At 69.6% G+C, this 21,736-nt stretch carries 19 protein-coding genes and 1 pseudogene; 8 read left to right on the top strand and 12 right to left on the bottom strand.

What is annotated here, in order from left to right; genetic code table 11:
* The first annotated feature begins 77 nt into the window (after positions 1-77).
* The 3 genes from AB0N06_RS06985 (at position 78) to AB0N06_RS06975 (ending at position 2,984) form a co-directional block, all read left to right on the top strand.
* Entirely contained in the window at positions 78-539 is a 462-nt protein-coding gene (locus AB0N06_RS06985) for a hypothetical protein (protein WP_366133650.1), read from the top strand.
* Positions 540-548: 9 nt separating this feature from the next.
* The gene (locus AB0N06_RS06980; protein WP_366133649.1) at positions 549-2,360 is read left to right on the top strand and encodes an alpha/beta hydrolase; all 1,812 of its coding nucleotides are present in this window, start codon (positions 549-551) and stop codon (positions 2,358-2,360) included.
* A gap of 159 nt (positions 2,361-2,519) precedes the next feature.
* Positions 2,520-2,984: a hypothetical protein gene (locus tag AB0N06_RS06975; RefSeq protein ID WP_366133648.1), complete on the top strand. Its 465-nt coding sequence runs from the start codon at positions 2,520-2,522 to the stop codon at positions 2,982-2,984.
* 249 nt (positions 2,985-3,233) lie between these two features.
* On the opposite strand, the gene serC is transcribed toward AB0N06_RS06975, so the two are convergent.
* The 6 genes from serC to AB0N06_RS06945 form a co-directional block, all read right to left on the bottom strand.
* A complete protein-coding gene (gene serC / locus AB0N06_RS06970) occupies positions 3,234-4,352 on the bottom strand; it encodes a phosphoserine transaminase (protein WP_366133647.1) in 1,119 nt (372 codons plus the stop codon).
* Positions 4,353-4,446: 94 nt separating this feature from the next.
* On the bottom strand, positions 4,447-5,655 hold the full coding sequence (locus AB0N06_RS06965; RefSeq protein ID WP_366133646.1) for a cytochrome P450: 1,209 nt from the start codon (positions 5,653-5,655) through the stop codon (positions 4,447-4,449).
* Positions 5,652-6,263: an ATP/GTP-binding protein gene (locus tag AB0N06_RS06960; RefSeq protein ID WP_366133645.1), complete on the bottom strand. Its 612-nt coding sequence runs from the start codon at positions 6,261-6,263 to the stop codon at positions 5,652-5,654. The genes AB0N06_RS06965 and AB0N06_RS06960 overlap by 4 nt, the downstream gene beginning before the upstream one ends.
* Positions 6,244-6,606 carry a DUF742 domain-containing protein gene (locus AB0N06_RS06955; protein ID WP_366133644.1) on the bottom strand — a complete coding sequence of 121 codons (363 nt, stop codon included), beginning with the start codon at positions 6,604-6,606 and terminating at the stop codon, positions 6,244-6,246. Before AB0N06_RS06955 ends, AB0N06_RS06960 begins: the two co-directional genes overlap by 20 nt.
* Positions 6,603-7,040, bottom strand: a complete 438-nt coding sequence (locus tag AB0N06_RS06950) for a roadblock/LC7 domain-containing protein (protein WP_358856753.1) — start codon at positions 7,038-7,040, stop codon at positions 6,603-6,605. Before AB0N06_RS06950 ends, AB0N06_RS06955 begins: the two co-directional genes overlap by 4 nt.
* Entirely contained in the window at positions 7,037-8,515 is a 1,479-nt protein-coding gene (locus tag AB0N06_RS06945; protein ID WP_366133643.1) for an ATP-binding protein, read from the bottom strand. The genes AB0N06_RS06950 and AB0N06_RS06945 overlap by 4 nt, the downstream gene beginning before the upstream one ends.
* 270 nt (positions 8,516-8,785) lie before the next feature.
* Between AB0N06_RS06945 and AB0N06_RS06940 the strand changes: the two genes are divergently transcribed.
* Entirely contained in the window at positions 8,786-11,611 is a 2,826-nt protein-coding gene (locus tag AB0N06_RS06940; protein ID WP_366133642.1) for an FAD-binding and (Fe-S)-binding domain-containing protein, read from the top strand.
* A gap of 93 nt (positions 11,612-11,704) precedes the next feature.
* On the opposite strand, the gene AB0N06_RS06935 is transcribed toward AB0N06_RS06940, so the two are convergent.
* Positions 11,705-12,595, bottom strand: coding sequence for a LysR family transcriptional regulator (locus AB0N06_RS06935; RefSeq protein ID WP_366133641.1), 891 nt, complete (start codon positions 12,593-12,595; stop codon positions 11,705-11,707).
* Positions 12,596-12,741: 146 nt separating this feature from the next.
* Here AB0N06_RS06935 and AB0N06_RS06930 point away from each other — a divergent pair, with 146 nt between their 5' ends.
* Positions 12,742-13,710, top strand: a complete 969-nt coding sequence (locus AB0N06_RS06930) for an EamA family transporter (protein ID WP_366133640.1) — start codon at positions 12,742-12,744, stop codon at positions 13,708-13,710.
* 72 nt (positions 13,711-13,782) lie between these two features.
* Here AB0N06_RS06930 and AB0N06_RS06925 read toward each other — a convergent pair whose 3' ends face one another.
* Complete coding sequence (locus tag AB0N06_RS06925) at positions 13,783-14,178, bottom strand: NUDIX domain-containing protein (protein ID WP_366133714.1); 396 nt, start codon at positions 14,176-14,178, stop codon at positions 13,783-13,785.
* A gap of 226 nt (positions 14,179-14,404) precedes the next feature.
* Here AB0N06_RS06925 and AB0N06_RS06920 point away from each other — a divergent pair, with 226 nt between their 5' ends.
* The 3 genes from AB0N06_RS06920 to AB0N06_RS06910 are packed head-to-tail and all read left to right on the top strand — an operon-like array spanning position 14,405 to position 16,782.
* Positions 14,405-15,214 carry an ATP-binding cassette domain-containing protein gene (locus AB0N06_RS06920; RefSeq protein WP_366133639.1) on the top strand — a complete coding sequence of 270 codons (810 nt, stop codon included), beginning with the start codon at positions 14,405-14,407 and terminating at the stop codon, positions 15,212-15,214.
* Entirely contained in the window at positions 15,211-15,972 is a 762-nt protein-coding gene (locus AB0N06_RS06915) for an ABC transporter permease (RefSeq protein ID WP_366133638.1), read from the top strand. The genes AB0N06_RS06920 and AB0N06_RS06915 overlap by 4 nt, the downstream gene beginning before the upstream one ends.
* Before the next feature lie 15 nt (positions 15,973-15,987).
* Positions 15,988-16,782: a MerR family transcriptional regulator gene (locus tag AB0N06_RS06910; RefSeq protein WP_366133637.1), complete on the top strand. Its 795-nt coding sequence runs from the start codon at positions 15,988-15,990 to the stop codon at positions 16,780-16,782.
* 66 nt (positions 16,783-16,848) lie between these two features.
* On the opposite strand, the gene AB0N06_RS06905 is transcribed toward AB0N06_RS06910, so the two are convergent.
* The 4 genes and pseudogenes from AB0N06_RS06905 to AB0N06_RS06890 all read right to left on the bottom strand — a co-directional run bounded on the left by AB0N06_RS06905 (position 16,849) and on the right by AB0N06_RS06890 (position 21,171).
* Positions 16,849-17,970, bottom strand: coding sequence for a hypothetical protein (locus AB0N06_RS06905; protein WP_366133636.1), 1,122 nt, complete (start codon positions 17,968-17,970; stop codon positions 16,849-16,851).
* 1,174 nt (positions 17,971-19,144) lie between these two features.
* A complete protein-coding gene (locus AB0N06_RS06900; RefSeq protein WP_351153276.1) occupies positions 19,145-19,480 on the bottom strand; it encodes a helix-turn-helix transcriptional regulator in 336 nt (111 codons plus the stop codon).
* A gap of 96 nt (positions 19,481-19,576) precedes the next feature.
* Positions 19,577-20,500, bottom strand: a pseudogene (locus AB0N06_RS06895) (site-specific integrase); the annotation flags it as partial.
* Positions 20,501-20,781: 281 nt separating this feature from the next.
* The gene (locus tag AB0N06_RS06890) at positions 20,782-21,171 is read right to left on the bottom strand and encodes a hypothetical protein (protein WP_366133635.1); all 390 of its coding nucleotides are present in this window, start codon (positions 21,169-21,171) and stop codon (positions 20,782-20,784) included.
* Between the last annotated feature and the right edge of the window lie 565 nt (positions 21,172-21,736).

Here is a 21,736-nt window from a genome sequence, read left to right as displayed (position 1 = left end):
TTCGTACCTCGGAGCCGGAAGTTTTGGTGGCTCGGCCGGGGTTGCCCGGGAACGGGGATACGGGGAGGGCCTTGCGGATGGCGTGGGATGAGTGGGAGCAGCTCAAGACCGATGCGGTGGCGCGCGGTTCCGCACGGATGCAGTTGAACCAGTATCCGGCCGATCAGGGGGGTGGGGCTCCGACGGGTGTGGCTTCGGAGGATCTGAAGTCGGACAAGAAGGCATGGGTGCAGGCCGGCGAGGGTGTCAAAGGCCTGAAGGACGGCATCGGCAAGGCGTTGGCGAAGCTGGACGACGGGCAGGCGGGGCTGGGTGACACCGGCGGGTGTCAGAGCGCGGCGGCGCAGAAGGAGTTGTACGACTCCTGGAAGAAGTACGTCGGTGATGTGAGCAGCCGCTGTGACGAGTTGGGCGGGCTTCTGGAGAGGTCGGGTCACGATCTGTCGAAGTCCGACCAGACGGTCAGGGAAGAGCTGGACAAGCTGAAGCTGGAGTACGAGGACACCGAGGCCGTCGGCGGCCAGGCGAAGGAGAAGTGATTCGCGGCCATGGATCTTGCGACGCTGAAAGCCTTCAAGCCGTCGGAGTACGAGGAATCCGCGGATGGCTACCGGGTGACCGGTGACATGGCCAGTGCGGCCAAGGATTCGATCGACAACCAGATCTGCGCGGGGGTGCGCAATCGGCTCCGGGGCGAGACGGCGACGGCGGCCCTCCGGGAGCTCCACGAGCTGTCGAAGAACTTCCACTACGTGCAGACCGAGTGCGGTCTGGCAAGCGCCGCGCTCAATGGTTTCGCCTTCGACATGGCGGTGGCCAAGCAGAAGCTGGACGCGGCGATCGAGGACGCTCGCGCGGACCACTGCACGGTGAACCCGGACGGCTCGGTCACTTATCCGGCAGGCAAGAAGCCCGGCGACGAGAAGATCGCTGACGGCGGGACGGTGACCGGGAGTGCTGGGGGCAGCCAGACGTCCGGTGCCCTGGAGCGCCAGGCAGCGAGCATCCACCCGAACCCGAACTACGGCAGGGCGATGGGATATGCGAACCGGGTCACCGATGCGTTGAAGGAGGCCACGGATGTCGACGAGAAGTGGGCGCCGAAGCTGCGCGCGCTGAAAGCCGACGACGACCTGAAGGTCTCCAAGCAGGACTGGGCCGACGCGCAGTCGGACATGGGCGGGGTCCGCGAGGCGGGCAAGAGCTATCTCGACTCCCTGGCGGAGCCTCCCAAGGACGGCAGTCCGAAGGACAACGCATCGTGGTGGAACGGGCTCAGCCCGGAGGAGCAGGCAGCGTGGCTCTCCCTCCGGCCCGACGCCGTGGGGGCGCTCGACGGGCTGCCTTCCACGGTTCGTGACGAGGTGAATCGCGTCGTTCTCGAGGAGAAGCGGGGCGAGCTCCAGATAGAGCTGGACTCCATCCCGAAGCCGCCGACCAACGAGTGGACGTGGATCAACGCAGGTAATTACCCGTCCAAGGTGCACACCGACGAATGGATGGCGTGGCACAACAAGTACGGAGACCGGTACGAGCAGCTCAACAAGTCCCTCAAGGGTATGCAGAGCATCCAGGAACGCTTCGACTCGACCGGTATCAAAGGCCTGCCCGAGGCTTACCTGCTGGGATTCAACGCGGAAGGCAATGGCCGGGCGATCGTCGCCAACGGAAATCCGGACACGGCTGATCACCAGGCGGTCTATGTGCCGGGCACGACGTCGAACCTGGGCGGCATCGGCGGGGACATCGACCGCATGGTCAATGTCTGGAATGTGGCCAACGACGCGGCCGACGGCAAGTCGGTCTCCACGATCACCTGGCTCGGGTACGACGCCCCGCAGAACATCGTCAAGGACTCGCCGTTCAGCCACTACGCGAACGATGGCGCCCCGGCCTTCAACCGGTTCATGGACGGACTCGACGCGTCACACACCGGCGACTCGGAACCACACCGCACCGCGATCGGCCACTCGTACGGCACGACCCTCATCGGTTCCGCGGCCCGGCAGGGTGACCTGAACGCGGACGACGTGATCCTCGCAGGCAGCCCCGGTGTTCAGGTGCCCAAGGCCGAGCAGCTGGACGTGCCCGCGGGACATGTCTGGAACCAGGAGGCCGACGGGGATCCCGTCCCGGACATCGGCCGCTACGGGCACGGCGGAACCGACTGGGACGGCCCCTGGACCATCCCCAGCGACGAACGCTTCGGTGCCAACCAGATGACCACGGACACCGAGGGCCACAGCGACTACTGGAAAGAGAACACCGACAGCCTGTGGAACCAGGGCCAGGTTGTGGCAGGCCATAGTGACGCAGTGAAGTTGAAGCCGCCGCCGGACCACTGGGCACATGTGAAGTAGGGGGCCGGTGCCCGTCCGACGACCGACCCACGAAGTACCTGACGACATGACCGGGCCGTGTCCCGGTCCAACCCATCGAGGCCCCTCGACTTGAAGAGCAAACTGAGCGCCCCGGCGCTCCTCGTGTCCCTCGCCCTCGCGACCCTCACTGGATGCAGCATGACCGACACCGACAACTCCGACGACATCCCGCTCGCGGGCACCAGCACCTCGCTCGCCGCCGCCGACAAGATGGAGGAGGTCTCCAGCGGACTCTACGATCTGATCGGCATCAAGGGGAAGGCGTCCGACAGCCGTCCGGGAGTCACGGAGTGCTCCGGCAAGGACCGGGATAAGTACTTCCAGATCTTCCACCCATGGAGCTTCTACCCGGCATCAGCGAGCGACCTTGACGAGGCGATGAAGCAGCTCAAGACGGAGCTGCCCAAGCACGGCTGGAAGGTCGTCGATTACGGGCCGGACACAAGCAAGAATCAGAACATCAACCTCACGGCCGACAACGACAAGAAAAAGTACAGCGTCAAGATTGTTCAGATGCCCAAGAATGACCCGCCCAAGCTGAGCCTGATGGTCGTCTCCGGCTGCTATCAGGTGCCGGACGGCGAGAAGGTCGAGCGGTTCTGAAGGTTGCTGCTTGCGTGACGCGTGGATGCGCGATGGCTCGGTCCGCCGCCCGCGCCACCCGGTTCGTTCGACGGACCTGAGCCCCCTCGATGTGCGGGCGCTCGACCGGGTGATGGGCGAATTCTCCGATGGTGCGCGAGCTGTGCGACGACGTGGGGACGAAGAGTGGGCGGAGGGGGTAGTGAATGGCGAAGGGCCCCGCGCACCTGATGTGCGTGGGGCCCTCCGGATGCGTGACCCGCGTACCCGTTACAGCTTCTCGATCACGTAGTCGATGCAGGCCGTCAGGGCCAGCACGTCCGCCGGGTCGATCGCCGGGAACATCGCGACACGCAGCTGGTTGCGGCCCAGCTTGCGGTACGGCTCGGTGTCGACGATGCCGTTGGCGCGCAGCGCCTTGGCGACGGCCGCGGCGTCGATCTCGTCCGAGAAGTCGATCGTGCCGATGACCTGCGAGCGCTTCGCCGGGTCGGTGACGAACGGGGTCGCGTACTTGGACTCCTCCGCCCAGCCGTACAGGTGCCGCGCCGAGGTGGCCGTGCGGCGGACCGAGAAGTCCAGGCCGCCCTGGCTGTTCAGCCAGTTCAGCTGCTCGTTCAGGAGGAACAGCGTGGCCAGGGCCGGGGTGTTGTACGTCTGGTTCTTGAGGGAGTTGTCGATCGCCGTGGGCAGGCTGAAGAACTCCGGGATGTGACGGCCCGACGCGTGGATGCGCGCGGCGCGCTCCAGGGCGGCCGGGGAGAACACGCCGATCCAGAGGCCGCCGTCGGAGGCGAACGACTTCTGCGGGGCGAAGTAGTAGACGTCCGACTCTGTGATGTCGACCGGCAGGCCGCCCGCGCCCGAGGTGGCGTCCACCAGGACCAGGGAGCCCTCGTCGGCGCCCGCGACGCGCTTGACCGGCGCGGCGACACCCGTCGAGGTCTCGTTGTGGGTGAACGCGTAGACGTCCACGCCCGCCTCGGCCTGCGGGTCCGGGTGGGTGCCCGGGTCGGAGGCGATCACGGTCGGGTCGGCCAGCCACGGGGCGAGCTTGGCGGCCTTCGCGAACTTCGACGAGAACTCACCGAAGGTGAGGTGCTGGGACTTCGTCTCGATGAGACCGTGCGTCGCGATGTCCCAGAAGGCGGTGGAGCCGCCGTTGCCCAGGATCACCTCGTATCCCTCGGGGAGGGAGAAGAGGTCGCGTACACCCTGACGCACCGAGCCGACCAGGTTCTTGACCGGGGCCTGGCGGTGGGACGTACCGAGAAGAGACGTTCCGGTGGCGGCCAGCGCTTCGAGCGCCTCCGTCCGCACCTTGGAAGGACCGGCGCCGAAGCGTCCGTCGGAGGGCTTGATGTCAGCGGGAATCTGGATATCGGCCACGAACCGGAGCGTAGTGCCTCACGGGCACGACCGAGCGCCGTGTCCGTCGGATGAGACACCCGCTCCGGCGTGTGGACCTCTCCGGATGGCGAGGTCAGCCCAGTTCGACCGGCAGGTCGTACAGGTCGTTCTGGGTGACGATCGGCTTGTTCCGCAGCTCGGACGCCGGGACGGCGAGCTCCAGCTCCGGGAACCGCTCGTACAGCGCAGGCAGCGCCACCCCCGCCTCCAGCCGGGACAGCGCAGCGCCCGGGCACACGTGCGGGCCGTGGCCGAAGGCGATGTGGCGGTTGGGGGAGCGGGTGATGTCGAAGTCACCGGCGGTCGGCCCGTACTGCGCCTCGTCGCGGCCCAGCGCGCCGAAGGAGACGATCAGCGCCTCGCCCTTCGGCAGCACCTTGTCACCGACCTCGACGTCCTCCGTGGCGAACCGGATCAGCACGTGCGAGGTGGGCGTGTTCCAGCGCAGGGTCTCCTCGATCACGTTCTCCCACGGCACCTCCCCGCTCAGCACCTGCTTGCGCTGCTCCGGGTGGGTCTGGAGCGCGACGACCGCGTTCACGATCAGGCTGATCGTGGTCTCGTGGCCCGCCGCGATGATCAGCTGAAGGGTGTTGACGATCTCCTCGTCGGTGAGGTGGTCGCCGCCCTCGGAGGCCGCGATCAGGGCGCTCGTCAGGTCGTCGCCCGGGTTCTCCCGCTTGGAGTCGACGATCCTCGTGAAGAGCGTGCCGAGGTCCGCCATCATCTGCGGGACCTCCTCCGGCGGCGTCTGCGTCGAGAAGAACTTCTCGAACAGCTCTTTCAGCCGCGGGTGGTCGGCGCCGTCCACACCCATCAGCTCGCTGATCACGTTCATCGGCAGCGGGTACGCGAACTCGGCCTTCAGGTCGACCTGCCCGCCCCGGGGCAGCGCCGCCAGCCGGTCCAGGCTCGCCGTGGTCAGCGCCTCGATACCGGCCCGCAGCCGTTCCACCCGCTTCACGGTCAGCGCCTGCGCGACCAGCGTGCGCAGCCGGCGGTGGTCCTCGCCGTCGACGGTGAGCATGGAGCGGCCCGGGTTGGCGAGGCCGATCAGTGGCCAGTCCATGGGAATCTCGCCGCGCTGCCAGGCGCCCCAGACGTTGATGTCCTTCACGATCCGGCTGTCGGTGAGCAGTTGGCGTGCCTCGGCGTGGTGGGTGACCGCGTAGCAGTGCACCCCGCCCGGCAGCTCCACCTCGGCGAGGGGACCCGCCGCGCGCAGCCGGGCGCTCTCGCCGTCGAGATCGGCGACGAAGGGGTCGAGGGGGATACGGGTCATCTCTGGCCTCCAAGGGCGGATGCGGTGCCGACGGCGAGGGCATGAAGGTGCTCGACCAGCGTGATCAGTACGTACTTGCTGGACGAGCGGTCCCGGGCGTCGCACTCCACCAGGGGCACGTCGTCCGAGAGGTCGAGCGCCTCACGGATCTGCTGTTCGGTGTGGAGCGGGCCGCCGAAGTCGTTGCACGCCACGATGAACGGCGTGCCGTGGTGCTCCAGGCGGTCGATCGCGTACCAGGAGTCGGCGAGCCGTCGGGTGTCGACGAGGACGACGGCGCCGAGCGTGCCCGAGAACAGCCGGTCCCACAGGAACCAGAAGCGTTCCTGACCTGGTGCGCCGAAGAGGTACAGCACCGAGCGTTCGTCGAGGGAGATCCGGCCGAAGTCGAAGGCGACGGTCGTGGACGTCTTCGACTGCACACCGTCCAGGTGGTCGACGGCTTCGCCCGCGCGGGTCATGGTCTCTTCCGTGTTCAGCGGACGGATCTCGCTGACGGAGCGGACCATGGTGGTCTTGCCGACCCCGAAGCCGCCGACGACGACGATCTTCAGTCCGTTGTCGGCCGTCGCCTGCAGGGCGGCACGGTCAGAGGTTGCGGAGTCCAACGAGCACCTGTTCCAGGATGTCGGGGTCGGGGAGCCGGTCCGCGACACGGGCGGTACGGGGGTGACGGGCGCTGATCCGGCCGGTGTCCAGCAGATCGGACAGCAAGATCCGGACGATGCTGACGGGCAGCCTGAGGCCTGCCGCGATCTCGACGACCGCGGTGGGGCTCTGGCACATCCGCAGGATCGTGACGTGCTCCGACTGCATGCCGGGGGCCGGCTCGCATTCGGAGACCACCAGCGTCACCAGGTCGAACACGTCCGAATCGGACCGGCTGCGGCCACCGGTGAGGGTGTACAGCCGGTCCGGGTCGTCGTCCCGGCCGGGACGGGGGCGGGTCATACGGCTGCGGTCGCGTCGGCGGCTTCGGAGGTCGCGGAGGAGCGCGGCGGGGCGCTGAGGTGTTCGCCGAGCTGCTCGATGAGCTCGGTCATGTTGTGGCCGATGAGGCCGACGTCGGAGTCCTCCGAGGCGACGACCGCGAGATGGGCTCCCGCGCCCGCCTCGACGATGAACAGCACGCCGCCGTAGAACTCGGCCATCGCGGACCGTACGCCGCCGGTGCCGTCACCGAACTCGACGGAGGCGCCGTGCGACAGGCTCTGGATGCCGGCCGAGATCGCGGCCAGCTGGTCGGCCTGATCGACGGAGAGCTCGGGGGTACGGCAGAGCTTGAGGCCGTCCCTGGACAGGACGAGGGCGTGCCGGGCGCCGGGGGTGCGCTCCAGGAGCCCCTCCAGCAGCCAGTTGAGTTTCTCGTCGGTGGTCGCGGTCATCGGGTGTTGCCTTCCGGGTGCGGGGGATTGGGCCGTACTGCCTGGCGGAAGCTGCTGAAGCGGGCTGCCTGTTCCTTGGGGTCGGAAGTACGGGGCCGGGAAGTCGCGGCGGCACCGGGGGTGGCGCCGCCCGCGTTGTTACGGGATTCGGCGGCGGCGAGGGTACGGCCCCGGGTGCGCTTGGGGAGGCCGCTCTCGCCGAACCGGGGGAGGCTGCCGGTGGTCTCGGACGCGGAGCCGGAGCCGGTCTCCGCGTTCGCGGGGGCGGGCCGGGCGGCCGGGGCGGGGGTGTGGACGGGCTCCGGTTCCGCGGCCGGCTCCGCGACCGGGGCGGGCGCCAGGGCGGTCACCGGTGTCCGGGTGATCAGTTCCTGCGGGAGCATCATCAGGGCGCCCGTGCCGCCGCGCGCGGACGGCCGGAACGACACCGTCAGGCCGTGCTTACGGGCCAGCCGGCCCACGACGGCGAGACCGAGGCGGGTGCCGGACAGACCGGCCAGGTCCTGGTTGTCGGCGGACACCGCACGCTCGGCGCGCCGCAGCTGCACATCGCTCATCACCAGACCGCTGTCCTCGACGGTGAGGACGATGCCGGCCGGCACCTCCTCCACGTACACATGGACTTCCGCGGTGGGCGGCGAGAAGTTGGCGGCGTTGTCGAGGAGTTCGGCGAGCGCGTGCATGACGCCCTCGGCTGCGTGACCGGCGATCGCGACGTCGCTGGTCGAGTGGAGACGTACCCGCTGATAGCCGCTGATCCGGCCCATCGCGCCGCGCAGGATGGACTCCATCACGATCGGCTTCGCCCAGCGCCGCCCGGAGCGGGCGCCGGTCAGCACGGCGATGGAGTCGGCCAGCCGGCCCGCCTGGGCGGTGCGGTGGTCCAGGTGCAGCAGATCGCCGAGGATGTCCTCGGCGGAATGCCGGTGCTCCATCTCGCGCAGGTCGGCGAGCATGCTGGTGGCGAGCGCCTGCATCCGTCCGGCGGCGTTGGCGCAGGCGGCGATCGCGGCGGAGCGCTCGGTCTCGCTGCGGGCCACGCGCGCGCCCAGCCGCTCGACCTCGTCGCGCAGCCGGTCCTCCAGCAGCTTGACCTCGTCCTCCAGCCGGGCGGTCTCCGCGGCGGCCAGCTCGGTGATCCGGGCGCTCTCGGCCGCTGCCGCGGCCTTGATCCTGGCCGTCTCCGCGGTGAACCGCTGGGCGTCGGCCGCGGACGTCGACACCAGCCGCGACGTCTCGGCGGTGAACCGCTGGGCCTCGGCGGCGTTGTGCGCGCGCAGCAGGCGCGTGGTGGCCCGGGCGTGGACGGCGGTCGCCACGGCGACGGACAGCAGCAGGGCGGCTGCGCCCGCCCCCCAGGACAGCGGGGTTCTGACCGAAGCGGGAGCGGCGAGGACCGCCCACAGACAGCAGGAACCGGTGACGGCCGCCGAGACCAGCAGGGCCAGTGCGGTCGGCCGGGATGTGGGGCGCAAGCGGAGTCCTCGGGGGCGGACGGCTACGGACGGGGGGGCGGATCCGGACACTTCAGTACGGCAGGGGGCGAAAGAGGTCAACCGGAGTTGATAATTCCTAATCAAGTCGTCGCCACTATATGAGAATTGACGATCTGTTTGGGAAGACCTTGTGGTCTTCTCTGTCACGTATGTGACTACGCATCCGACGTATTCCGACGGATTGACGTATTCGGGGGAAACGCGAGGGGGCGACGGGCCCACTGCCCCGACCAGCGGCATGCTGGGACCATGGCTGAACGACAGGACCGGACCGCTCTTGTACGGGCCCTCGGCAGCGCCGTGCGCGGAGAGGTGGAGTTCGGCACCACCGCGCGGGCGCTGACGACGATGGACGCCTCCAACTACCGCCGGGTGCCGCTCGGCGTCGTCACCCCGCGCGACGCCGACGACGTCGTCGCCGCGCTCGCCGTCTGCCGTGCGCACGCGGTGCCCGTCGTGCCGCGGGGCGGCGGCACCTCCATCGCCGGGCAGGCCACCGGGACCGGTGTGGTCCTCGACCTCACCCGCCACCTGGGGAAGATCGTCGAATTGGACGCCGCGTCCCGGACGGCCGTCGTCCAGCCGGGCGTGGTCCTGGACGACCTGCGCGCCGCCGCCGCACCCCACGGTCTCACCTTCGGCCCCGACCCCTCCACGCACAGCCGGTGCACGCTCGGCGGGATGATCGGCAACAACGCCTGCGGCTCCCACTCGGTGGCCTGGGGCACCACCGCCGACAACGTCCACGCACTGACCGTCGCCCGCTACGGCGGCGACACGCTCCGGCTCGACCGGGGGAGGTGGGACGGCGCCCCCGTCGGCCTGCGCGAACTGGTCGGCTCCCACCTTGCGCTCCTGCGCACCGGCTTCCCCGAACTCCCGCGCCGCATCTCCGGATACGCCCTCGACGCCCTGCTCCCCGAGCGCGGCCCGGACCTGGCCCGGGCCTTCTGCGGCAGTGAAGGCACGCTCGGCGTGGTGACGGAGGCGACCGTACGGCTGGTCGAGGCGCCCGGATGCCGCGCCCTCGCCGTACTCGGATACGCCGACGAGTCCGCGGCCGCCGAAGCGGCTCCGGGCCTCCTTCCGTATCGCCCCCTGACGGTCGAGGGCATGGCCGCCGATCTCGTACGGGAACCGGCCGGGCTGCCGCGCGGCGGAGCCTGGCTCTTCGTCGAGACGGGCGGGGACACCCCGGCCGAGGCGCGGGCGCACGCCGAACGGATCCTGCGGGCGGCCGACGCGGTGGACGCGACCGTGGTCACCGACCCGGCCGGACAGCGGGTCCTGTGGCGCATCCGGGAGGACGCGGCCGGCACCGCTACCCGGATGCCCGATGGCAGTGAGGCCTGGCCCGGCTGGGAGGACTGCGCCGTGCCGCCCGCCCGCCTCGGCCCGTACCTGCGCGACTTCCGCGCCCTGCTCACCGCACACGGGCTGCGCGGCACGCCGTACGGGCACTTCGGCGACGGCTGCATTCACGTGCGGATCGACTTCGACCTGCTGAGCGGCGACGGTGTGGCCCGCTTCCGCCGCTTCTCCGAGGAACTCGCCGCGCTCGTCGTCGCGCACGGCGGCTCGCTGAGCGGGGAACACGGCGACGGGCAGGCGCGGGCCGAGTTGCTGCCCCGGATGTACGGGGACGAACTCGTCGCGCTCTTCGGCCGGTTCAAGGACCTCTGGGATCCGGACGGCGGCATGAACCCCGGCATCCTCGCCCGCCCCGCCCGCCTCGACGAGAACATCCGCTTCGACGTCCTGCCGACACGCCCCGTGGACGTCACCTTCGGCTACCCGCACGACGGCGGCGACTTCACGGCGGCCGTACGACGATGTGTCGGCGTCGCGAAATGCCGTACGGCGCAGCCGGCGGGCGCGGACGTGATGTGTCCGTCCTTCCGGGCGACCGGCGAGGAGGCCCACTCCACCCGCGGCCGGGCCCGCCTGCTGCACGAGATGCTCGCCGGCGAGGTGATCACGGACGGCTGGCGGTCGGAGGAGGTGCGGGACGCGCTCGACCTCTGCCTGTCCTGCAAGGGGTGCCGCAGCGACTGCCCGGTCGGCGTGGACATGGCCACTTATAAGGCGGAGTTCCTGCACCACCACTACCGGGGGCGGCTGCGCCCCGCCGCCCACTACGTGATGGGCCGGCTGCCGCAGTGGCTGCGGCTCGTGGCCCCGATCGCGCCCGTGCTGAACGCACTCGCCCGGATCCGCCCGTTCGCCGCACTGGCGAAGCGGCTGGCGGGCATCACCGCGGAGCGGACGATTCCGGTGCTGGCGGGGGAGACGTTCACCCGGTGGGCCCGAAAGCGCGGGGGCCGCGGGACGGTGATCCTGTCGAGCGATCAGGTGGTGGCCGTCTGGCCGGACACCTTCACCAACCACCTCTCCCCGGAAGTCGGGAAGGCGGCCGTCCGGGTCCTGGAGGCGGCGGGCCGGACAGCCCTGTACCCGGAACGGAGCGTGTGCTGCGGACTCACCTACGTGTCGACGGGCCAGCTGGACAAGGCCCGCGCGGTCATGCGCCGCACCCTGGACCGGATGGGGTTCTTCCTCGGTGGCCCGCTCGTCGTCCTCGAACCGAGCTGCGCCGCCACCCTCCGTACAGACCTGCCGGAGCTTCTTCCCGACGACCCCCGCGCCGCCGAACTCGCCGGTTCGGTTCGGACGTTGGCGCAGTACCTGGAGGAGTACGCCCCCGACTGGCGGCCGCCGCGCCTGGACCGCCGGGTCGCGGGCCAGACCCACTGCCACCAGCACGCGGTCCTCGGTGACGCGGCCGAACGCAGGCTGCGCGAACGAGCAGGACTGGCGGGCGAGTTGAGCGGAGGGTGCTGCGGTCTTGCGGGGAACTTCGGTTTCGAGCGGGGCCACTGGGATGTGTCGGTGGCGTGCGCGGAGGAGCAGCTGCTGCCGTCGGTACGGGGCGCGGAGCCCGGCACGGACATCCTGGCGGACGGTTTCTCGTGCCGGACCCAGCTGGCACAGCTGGCGGGTGTGCGGGCGAGGCACCTGGCGGAGCTGCTGGCGGAGGGACTGGACGGCGCCGATACCTCGCCCGACGGCAACTGACGCAAGCGGTCCGCCGGGGCCCTCAGGCGAGCGGGCGTCGGCCCACTGCCCGGGGCGGCGGACGCCTGCGCGCCCGCCGCCCCGGGCATTCCCTCACGGGGCGGTGTTCTGCCCGATGATCTCGTGGGCCAGCGTGGCGAGTTCGGGCAGCGCCGGGTGGCCGGGGGCGTCGCGCCGGGCGAGAAGCAGCGGGACGGGTGGGGCGTCGACGAGCGGGCGGTAGGCGACCCCCGCGTGCGGATGCGTGTCGGCGGTGGAGGCGGCCGACACCCCGGAGCCGCGCCCGGCCGCGATGGCGGTCAGCCAGTCGTCGGTGTTGGCGACGGTGACGGTGGCGGCGGGCCGCGCTCCACGTGGCCACAGGTCGACGGTGGTGGTGCCGGAGACGGTGTTGAGGACGATCGGGCCGCCCGCGAGATCGGCGAGACGGAGTGTGGCGTGCGCGGCGAGCGGCCCGTCCGCGGTCACCGCCGCCACCCGGTCCTCGCTGAGCAGCACCTCGGTGACGAGCCCCGGCGCGTCGACGGGGCCGCGCAGCAGCGCCGCGTCGACCTCGCCGCGGGTGAGCCCGGCGGTGCGGTCGTCGATCCGCAGCAGTTCGAGCGGCGTCTCCGGGTGCCGCTGCTGCCAGCTGCGGAGCAGCGGCGTGGTGTACGGGCCCAGCGCCGCCCAGGCGTGTCCGAGCCGCAACGGCCAGCGGCGCAGACCGCCGGGGTCGACGGCCTCGTCGAAGGCGGCAACCGCCGCGGCGGCCTTGTCGCGGAAGACGACGCCCTCGGCGGTGAGGGAGAGGTGGTGGGTGGAGCGGTCGACGAGCCGGACGCCGAGGTGCTGCTCCAGGGCGGCCAGGGTGCGGGAGACGGCGGGCTGGGTGAGCCGGAGCGCGGCGGCGGCGCGTGTGACGTTGCCCGCTTCGGCGACGGCGAGGAAGGCCCGCAGGTGACGCAGCTCGACGGTGCGACCCGGGCCCGGTCCTGTGCTCATGCGTGTGGAGCATAACGGGAGCGCAATCGGCATTTCACGCGCCGCGCGGACGTCTCTACGGTGAAGAAACGAGCCGCACCGCAAAAGTGCAGTATCTTCACTTATCAAGTGCAACACAGTGAACTATTCGAGGATGAAGGCCGCCCGTGAATGACCAGCGCAGTGCCGTGGAGCCGGCCGCAGCAGCCGTCGCCGTACCGGAGGCGGTGTCCGCTCTCGACGGGGCGGGCCCCGCGCGACCGGGCGGCCGCAGGGCGGCGCTCGCTCCGGTGGCGCTGGTGGTCGCCGGCGGACTCTCCGTCCAGTTCGGCTCCGCGGTCGCGGCGCTGCTGATGCCGCGGGCGGGCGCGCTCGGCGTGGTCACGATCCGGCTGGCCGTCGCCGCGGCCGTCCTGCTGATGGTCTGCCGCCCGAAGTGGCGCGGCCACTCACGGGCCGACTGGGGGACGGTGGTCGCGTTCGGCGTCGCGATGGGCGCCATGAACATCCTCTTCTACCAAGCGCTCGACCGCATCCCGCTGGGCGCGGCCGTCACCCTGGAGGTCCTCGGCCCCCTCGCGCTCTCGGTCGCCGCCTCCCGCCGGCTGATCAATCTCGTCTGGGCGGGGCTCGCGCTGGGCGGGGTGTTCCTGCTGGGTGGTGGCGGCTTCGACCGCCTGGACCCGGTCGGCGCGGGCTTCGCCCTCGGCGCCGGGGCGATGTGGGCGACGTACATCGTCTTCAGCGCCCGCACCGGCCGCCGCTTCCCGCAGGCCGACGGACTGGCCCTGGCGATGGCGGTCGCCGCGGTCCTGTCGCTCCCGCTGGGCATCCTGGAGTCGGGCGCGAAGCTCGCGGTCCCGTCGACGCTCGCGATGGGTGCGGCGGTGGCCCTGATGAGCTCGGTGCTGCCGTACACACTGGAACTGATGGCGCTGCGCCGACTGCCCGCGGCGACGTTCGCGGTCCTGATGAGTCTGGAACCGGCCATCGCGGCGACGGCCGGCTTCCTGATCCTCGACCAGGCGCTGACCGCCACCGACGCGCTCGCCATCGCCCTGGTCATCGGGGCGAGCATGGGAGCGATCCGCAGCCAGGTCGGCGGCGCCCGCCGCGCGAGGCCGGACACTCCTTAGGGACCTTTGCGCGGTGAGCCGCCGCCCGGGCCCCCGTGCGGGAGCTCTCGTCAGGCCCCGCGGTCCGCACCCTCACCACGCGCAGGCCGCATCCAGATCCCCCACCGAGTCGGCGAGTTCCGCCGGAGGCGCTGGCCAGCCGAAGGTGTGCCAGTGGGCGATCCGCCAGGACAGCCGACGGGGCCACAGCGGGGTGGTGGGCAGCTCGGGGACCGGAACCCAGACGGGGAAGCCGCCGTAGTTGTCCAGGGTCTCCGGTGCGCCCACCTCGCCCTCGGCCTCCATCGTGAAGTAGTGGCCCCGCGTGCCGCGCCGCCAGATCCGGGCCACCTCGCGCACGACCGTCCCGTGCAGGCCGGTCTCCTCCCGGAGCTCACGGACCGCCGCCGTCTCCGGCGTCTCACCTGCCTCGACACCGCCGCCCGGGGAAGCAGGCGTGTTCGTCGATTTCTGGCCGGTGAGTCGCAGGAACCGACGCGTGAGTGGTTCACCGACAGCTATGAGTATGGCGGGTTCGCGGCCGAACGAGCTCGGCACGAGCGGCCCGTCATCGCTGCGGTGTGTCCGGCCGGTCGGCGATCTGAGTGCCGTGAGCGGAACGGGCTTGACCTTGACGCTGGGTCAACCCTCCATCCTTCCGGGAGGAGCTTCCGCGCAGTCGCCTGGAACAGCTCCGCGAAGGAGGCAGATGACCATGACAGCCCAATCGATCGCCGGTCCGGCGATTCGCGTGCAAGGTCTCAAGAAGTCGTACGGGAAGCTCGAAGTGCTGCGCGGTGTGGACTTCGACGTGGTGCCGGGCAGCATCTTCGCCCTGCTCGGTTCCAACGGGGCGGGCAAGACCACGACCGTGAGGATCCTCGCCACGCTCCTGAAGGCCGACGAGGGGGTGGCGAGCGTCAATGGCTTCGACGTCGCCACGCAAGCGGCGAACGTGCGGGAGTCCATCAGTCTCACCGGACAGTTCGCGGCCGTAGACGAGATCCTCAGCGGTCGGGAGAACCTCGCCTTGGTCGCCAGGCTGCGCCACATCAAGGACCCCGGCGCGACCGCGGATGACCTGCTGAGGCGTTTCTCGCTGAGCGAGGCGGGCGCGCGGCGAGTGTCCACGTATTCGGGTGGGATGCGCCGCCGACTGGACATCGCGATGAGCCTCATCGGGAATTCGCCGGTGATTTTCCTGGACGAGCCGACGGCCGGTCTTGACCCCGAGGCGCGCATCGAGGTGTGGGACGCGGTCAAGGAGCTCGCCGGCCACGGAACGACGGTGCTGCTCACCACGCAGTATCTGGACGAGGCCGAGCAGCTGGCCGATCGGATCGCGATCCTCCACCAGGGGCGGATCATCGTCAACGGCACCCTCACCGAGCTCAAGCAGCTCTTCCCACCCGCCAAGGTCGAGTACGTCGAGAAGCAGCCGACTCTCGAGGAGATCTTCCTCGCAGTTATCGGCGGCAACGACAAGAGCGACGTCACTGGCACGACAACTGGGGGACGAGGATGACCACGTACTTCTTCAACGACACTGCCGCGCTCACGGGGCGGACCCTGCGCCACGTCACACGCAGCATGGACACCATCATCACGACCGCCATCACGCCGGTCGCCATGATGTTGATGTTCGTCTATGTGTTCGGCGGCGCCATCGACACCGGGTCGGTTCCGTACGTGAACTACATGCTGCCCGGCATCCTGCTCATGACCATCGCCTCAGGCATCTCCTACACCGCGTACCGGCTGTTCACCGATGTGAAGAGCGGGATCTTCGAACGATTCCAGTCCATGCCGATCGCGCGGTCGGGTGTGCTGTGGGCCCACGTCGTCACCTCTTTGGTCGCCAACCTGATCGCGCTCGTGCTCGTCGTGGGGGTCGCTGCGCTCATGGGCTTCCGCTCAGGGGCAGGAGTGTCGGCATGGCTCGCGATCACCGGCATCCTGCTCCTGTTCACCCTGGCGCTGACCTGGCTCGCCGTGATCCCCGGGCTTTCTGCGTCGTCGGTCGAGGGCGCTGGCGCCTTCGCCTACCCTCTCATCTTCCTGCCGTTCGTCAGTTCGGCGTTCGTGCCCACAAAGACGATGCCCGGCCCGGTGCGCTGGTTCGCCGAACATCAGCCGGTGACGTCGATCGTCAACACGATCCGCAACCTGTTCGCCCAGCAGCCGGTCGGGGACGACATCTGGACCGCCCTCGCGTGGTGCGTCGGCATCCTCGTCGTGGCGTACCTCTTCGCGATGGCCGCCTATCGCCGGAAGATCGCCTGAGGCAGGCTGAGACCCATGCTCACCATCAGCCAGCTTGCGGCGTACGCCGGGGTGACGGTGCGGGCGGTACGTCACTACCACCGGATCGGGTTGCTGCCGGAGCCCGAGCGCGACCGGTCCGGATACCGGACCTACGACGCTGCCGCGGTCGTGCGACTGATCCGGATCCGCACCCTCGCAGACGCCGGCGTGCCGCTGGCTCGGGTTCAGGAACTCCTCGACGCCGGCCCGGAGGAGTTCACTGGCGGCGTCCAGGAGATCGACAAGGCCCTGCGTGCCGAGATCCGGCGGCTGCAGGACACTCGCAGCCGACTCGCCAGGCTCGCCGCCGGAGAGCACCTGGCGCTTCCGCAGAGTGTTGTGGACTACCTCGACCGGCTGCGCGGTCTCGGAGTCGAGGAGCGCTACATCGAGATGGAGCGGGACGCCTGGATCATGATCGCCGCGCAGGTGCCGGACTCGATCGACGCCGTGATCGCCAAGAAGCACGAGGAGCTGGACGACCCCGACATGGTGAAGCTTTACAGCCTTCTCAGCGGGGCACTCGACTGGCCGGCCGACGATCCGCGGGTAGTCGAGGTCGCCGACATCATGGAGCGCTTGATGGTTCGCGCTGTGGAGGTCGGCGAGGTGGGTGCCGATGACGGCATCGACGATCAGTTTGTCGACCTGCTGGACTCAACCATGGTCGAGTCCTCACCGCACGCCGCGTCGCTGTTGGCGATCCTGGAGGAGCGAGGCTGGCGGGGCTGGACCCGCATCGAGCGAGTTCCTGCCGACAGACTCAACACTGAGCTGCCGCCATCGTGAAGGCAGGTCAGCGCCCTGGAGTGACGCTATTTGGGGGCACGTGCTTCCCGGGGGCGGCCGTCTGCCTCAGTGAGGAACAGGGCCGAGGCGGTGGGGGTGGGCAGCGTGGATGTACTTCATGGCAGTGGTGATGGAGATTCCGAAGACACGGACGAGGTGGACGGGATCTTCGGTCTCGCGGGCCTCGTCCAGGATTCTGTCGGCGCGAACTGCGCGCAGAGTCAGACCGGCGGGACCGAAGCGCCTGTAGACGTAGTCAGCGGAGACAGGATCGGTCGCGCTGGCGGTCTGTTGAGTGACCAGGAGGTGCGCGTTGACGGTGCGTGGCCAACGCTGATGGCGGTAGCGGAGCCAGGCATGCAGTAGGGCATCTGTGGTGTCGTCGAGGTGGACGACGTGACGGCCGTGGAGGCGGCGGATCAGAAGTTGCCGTCGGGTGAGCAGCACGTCGGAGAGGTCGAGGTTGCGCAGGTCGGTGCCGCTGGTTGCGTGGAGGGCGACCAGGGCGAGAACCAGACGGGTAGCCGGGTTGGAGCTGGTCTCCAAGAGCCCGGCCAGCCGGTCGGGGGCCAGGGTTGTGGGCAGCAGTTCCTGACGGGTGATGCGGAGGCCACGGGTGGGGTCGGCGAAGACGAGCTTGGCGTGTTTCAGGGCTCGAAAGAGCGACCGGATCGCCACAGCGCGCTCGTGGGCGCGTGGGCCTTTGACCGCGGTGACAGCGGCCGTGACGTCAGCCTCCGTCACCTGACGCAAGGTGGTGTAGCGGGTGGTCCAGTCAGCGAGTGGCGCGGCCAGGTAGACGAGGTAGCGGCGCATAGTGGCGTAGTCGGTGACGCGGTGGTGGGACCTGCTGGCGCCACGCAAGACCCCGACCCACGTGCCGAGTTCGTCGCTGATTCGTGGAGGAAAGGCAGCGATGGTGCGCTGGACGAAAGCCTCGTGGCGGTTGCGCCGCGGCGGCGAGGTGACGAGCTGTTCGCGTTGGTCCAGGAAGGCGAGAAGCCCGCGAATACGACCCTTGCCGCCGGCCACGCGGTGCAGCGCCCGGAGCTCATCCTCGCGAAAGACGGTGTCGGCGCCCAGCCAAGTGGCGGCCACTCGCAGTACCCGAGCCATCGGCTCGTGGACCTTCTGGTGCCAGCGGTTCTCGGTGGTGTATCGGGCGAAGTCCGACAGCAGGGCCTTCACCGGCGGTAGCGGGGCCGGCAGCAGGGCTCCGGCCAGCGGGCGCCAGTCCCGCTCGACCTCAAAGAGGGTCGCCTGACCTTCAAGTACGGCTGGCGAACTGAGCTGCGGGCGATCCGCGAGGTGCTCGCGACGGGCCGCGCTGCCGTTCGCCAGGGACGGTCCGGCAAAACGTAGTTGTCGCCAGGTAGAGGCGTCGGTGTCAGGACCCAGGCGAAGGCGCTGTCGAGTGCAGTCGCGGCATCGACCGTTCCGCAGGGGAAGCGGCCCGGCGCCACACCGACCGCAACATCCTTGCTGGTCAGCGTATACACGACGCCAGTTTCTACAGGCATCGCATATCTGGTTTCGGCCCCACGAAAGGCAGTGATCGCAACTTCGTGGCTCAGATTGGGGGCGGGCCCGCTGGGCGTGCGGCAGCAGGACCACCTCGCGGTCTAGGCCGGGGGCAAGCCAGCCGACTTTGTTCAGGACCCGGGTGACTCCGACGGGCCGGTGAGGCAGGGCGTCAAGGATCGCGGCGTCAACCACGCCCTGACCGGCGGCATCGCGCGCCGCCAGCGCAAGGGCCAACATGTTCACGGCACTGACGCGCCAGGCACGCCCCAGGCAGTGCTCGGCCTGCACTTGACCGACCAGCGGTTTGAGTCGGATCAGATCGTCTTGGAATCGGCTGCGAATCGCGACGGCGTGGCGCTCCAGCAGCCGGTACGGCGCAGGGAACAGGGCCACCTGTCCACGCACTGCCGGCGGGCAGATCCGCTCATCGTCCCCGACGAGGGTGGGGCGCTGAGCGCGTGCCCAGCCAGGTGCGTGGTAGCGGCCGTCAGTCTGCAGGCGGTAGGTACCGGTGGGCAAGGCAGGCCGACGGACGGAAGCGGGCAGACAGAACGCGAGCTGGGTCCATGCCGGCTGCTCTGCGGCCCTTGCGGGTTCGAAGTACCAGGCCGCGTCGTACTCGGTGACAGCTACGACACACGCCCGGCAGAAGCCTTCATCGTTGATGCGCCACAGCCGCTTACACCGTCTGCACTCGCCCTCCGGATGGTTCCGTTTGGAGCGCCACTGGTGGCAGGGGGAGCAGAACGGTGACTGGACCCGCAGCCCCCAGCCGAGGCAGCCGGCGCACTGCCCCAGCGAGGGCAGGCGCTTGGGGCGCTTTCGTCTTGGGGCCACCTCAGTTCGGTGGGAGTGACCGGGGCCGCCCCGCCCCGGTGGACCGGCGCGGCACTGGCCTGGGCGACTCACCTGCGGCCGTCGCGAGTCCCTCGTCCTGGGCCACCGGCGTCTTCCCGGCTACAGGTTCGGCGACGAGCAGGTCCGCGACCGTGCACTGAAGAGCAGCGCAGATCAGGTCCAGGTCGTCCAACCGCACCGTTACCGGTGTGCCCGACCAGAGCGCGGACACCTTCGACATCGACGGAGTGAAACCGACTTCTTTGAACACGGGCATCAGGTCACTGGGCCTCCAGATGCCTCGGTTGGCCGCCGCCCACCGCAGGTTCCACTTCACGACAGACCCCCCCGTGTCCACGCGCAGTCGCTGTGCGGCCCGCGCCGACGAACGTCGGCTGGCCATCTCTGGATCGCTCTGAGCTGACAAAATGTACCGAACCGTGGTCGTCGTCCAGTCATGGCCGAGCAACTTCTGCACCTCCCACAGCGACATCCCCGCCTCGTAACGGTGTGTGGCACAAGCATGCCGAAGCAGATGAGGAAAGATCCGCTCGACCGGACCTGCCAGGTGGGCCTCCGAGGCTCTCACCAGTGCCTTCCGTAGCGTCGATGTTGTCACCGCCGGGCCGACGGGGTTCGGCATGCCGCCGAGATCTCGCGCCAGGCGCTCAGAAGGCCACACCGGCGACTCAGGGTGCTCCGGGTCGTCCGAGAACAACCCGCGGACTTCCTCCACGTACCACCACAGCAACTCACGTCCCTCGGCGAACAGAAACGCCTCTCGCTGCCGCGGCCCCGACCCTCGGGCGCCCTTGCCCTGGACGACGAACCGCCCGAAGTCGCCGGCCTCCCAGTGCAGGTCCTTCATGCGCATCTGGCACAGCTCCGAAGCCCGCACCCCGGAGATGTAGATCAACTTCGCCATCACGTAGTCCCTGCACGCCACCGCCTCCTTGCGGGCGTGCGCCAGCTCCCGCCGCCAACGGGCGAAGAACTCGTTGACCGCCCGGGCCGACGGTGGCACCCGCAGGCCGAAATCACCGCGGTGTGCGTGTCGGTTGAACGGATCGACCGGCGACTCGACCGCCGCCCCGAACCGCTGGAAGATCTCGTGCGCGTAGCGTTGCTCCAGGAATGCGAAGAAGTGGTCGATCCTGTTCAGCTTCGATCGCACCGTCGGTGCCTGGCGTTTGCCGACTCCGGCGAAGTACCCGTCGACGTGGCGGGGCGTCAGCCGCCACGGCACGACACCGTAGTGGTCGCACACCTCGATCACTGGCTTCGTCAGCCCGTCCAGGGTGGAGGACGCCAGACCCGCCACATCTCGCGCCCACTGGTACTCGACCAGCGCGTCCATGAAGAACAGCTGCTCGTCTTCCTCGTCCGCCCCGCCTGCGTACCGGCGCTGCAGCAACAGCACATCGCTCAGCCCTGGCTCGCCTCCCAGCAACTCCGCCTCTGCGGTCGACGGTTCGCTGAGAGGCGGTACGAGGGAGAGCACTCGAGTCCCGGGATCTGCCACGGACGTTGAAATTACAGCAGAGAGTCCTGAAATTCAGGAGAACGGCCCAACATCCTGAGAGGCCGATGCAGGAGCCCATCGACCCTCCTGCCAGCTGAAATGGAACGACGCGCGGATCAGCCCCTCAGGGAACCCGCCCGTACTCCAGTTATCTCGTACCGGGTCCGGCCGCCCTCGTCGAGGCTGATGAGCAGCATCCGCCGGTCACGGATGACGATCGCCCCGCCGCGGACCCGGGTCGGCGCGGCCGCGGTCGGGTCGTCCAGGGCGGCCGCGCCCTGCGTGAGCGACCCTTGCGACCAGGCGCGCAGGACCCTCTCCGCGGTGCCGACCGGACGGACCCGGGCGTGCAGCGCCTCGGTCAGGGACAGGGCGACCGATGGTCCGGCGGCGGTCCGGCCGTCGTCCGGGAAGGCGTAGTAGATGCCGTTCTCGTCCCGATACCGCTCCAGGACAAGCCTGTTGTCGTCGAAACGCACGCTCGCGGTGCGAGGTTCGTCAGTCATCGGCGGAGGCTAGCAGCCGGGTCCCGGCCCGGCCGGGGATGGTCTGTCAACTGCACATCGGTTGCTGCCGGTACTGGACTGAGACCCCGGCATCCCGGCGGGAAAACCGCTGCGGCGGTGTCAGCGGCCCCTGTTAGCCTCCGGTGGCTCGTGTGATCCATGGGCATCAAGTTCACATAGAGGGGGGACACTTGTCCGAAAATAGAAGGCTGGGTGGCAGAGGGCTGGCGGTGGGATGCTGTGTGGCGGCGGTCGTGGCGTCCGCGTCCGGCCCGGCGTACGCGGCGGACAATCTGCCGCCGAAGCAGCCGCTCGTCCAGGATCTGCAGACGGGCAGCGAGGCGTGCGCGGCCGGTGACGAGAAGGTCTACGTCGCGGAACCGCCCACGCTCACCGCTGTGCTGTACGACCCGGAGGAGGACAACCAGCCTGCCGAGGCCAACCTGGTCAAGGGCGACTTCGAGGCCTGGTGGACGGACTCCGCCGGGGTCGAGCAGCGCCGCACGTACACCACGCCCGCGACGCTGTCGGGGGTCCGGCAGATCTGGCGTATGCCGCAGGACAT

It is taken from the genome of Streptomyces sp. NPDC051020 (assembly GCF_040683105.1).
GTDB lineage: Bacteria > Actinomycetota > Actinomycetes > Streptomycetales > Streptomycetaceae > Streptomyces.
The sequence above is the reverse complement of the archived record's forward strand: the minus strand, read 5'-3'. Positions and strand labels throughout refer to the sequence as shown.

Coding starts and splice junctions, on each gene's coding strand:
- AB0N06_RS06915 (WP_366133638.1), top strand. CDS start 15,211: ATGACCACGTACTTCTTCAACGACACTGCCGCGCTCACGGGGCGGACC.
- AB0N06_RS06910 (WP_366133637.1), top strand. CDS start 15,988: ATGCTCACCATCAGCCAGCTTGCGGCGTACGCCGGGGTGACGGTGCGG.
- AB0N06_RS06950 (WP_358856753.1), bottom strand. CDS start 7,040: ATGACCGCGACCACCGACGAGAAACTCAACTGGCTGCTGGAGGGGCTC.
- AB0N06_RS06975 (WP_366133648.1), top strand. CDS start 2,520: ATGACCGACACCGACAACTCCGACGACATCCCGCTCGCGGGCACCAGC.
- AB0N06_RS06920 (WP_366133639.1), top strand. CDS start 14,405: ATGACAGCCCAATCGATCGCCGGTCCGGCGATTCGCGTGCAAGGTCTC.
- AB0N06_RS06965 (WP_366133646.1), bottom strand. CDS start 5,655: ATGACCCGTATCCCCCTCGACCCCTTCGTCGCCGATCTCGACGGCGAG.
- AB0N06_RS06940 (WP_366133642.1), top strand. CDS start 8,786: ATGGCTGAACGACAGGACCGGACCGCTCTTGTACGGGCCCTCGGCAGC.
- AB0N06_RS06955 (WP_366133644.1), bottom strand. CDS start 6,606: ATGACCCGCCCCCGTCCCGGCCGGGACGACGACCCGGACCGGCTGTAC.
- AB0N06_RS06980 (WP_366133649.1), top strand. CDS start 549: ATGGATCTTGCGACGCTGAAAGCCTTCAAGCCGTCGGAGTACGAGGAA.
- AB0N06_RS06985 (WP_366133650.1), top strand. CDS start 78: ATGGCGTGGGATGAGTGGGAGCAGCTCAAGACCGATGCGGTGGCGCGC.
- AB0N06_RS06890 (WP_366133635.1), bottom strand. CDS start 21,171: ATGACTGACGAACCTCGCACCGCGAGCGTGCGTTTCGACGACAACAGG.
- AB0N06_RS06935 (WP_366133641.1), bottom strand. CDS start 12,595: ATGAGCACAGGACCGGGCCCGGGTCGCACCGTCGAGCTGCGTCACCTG.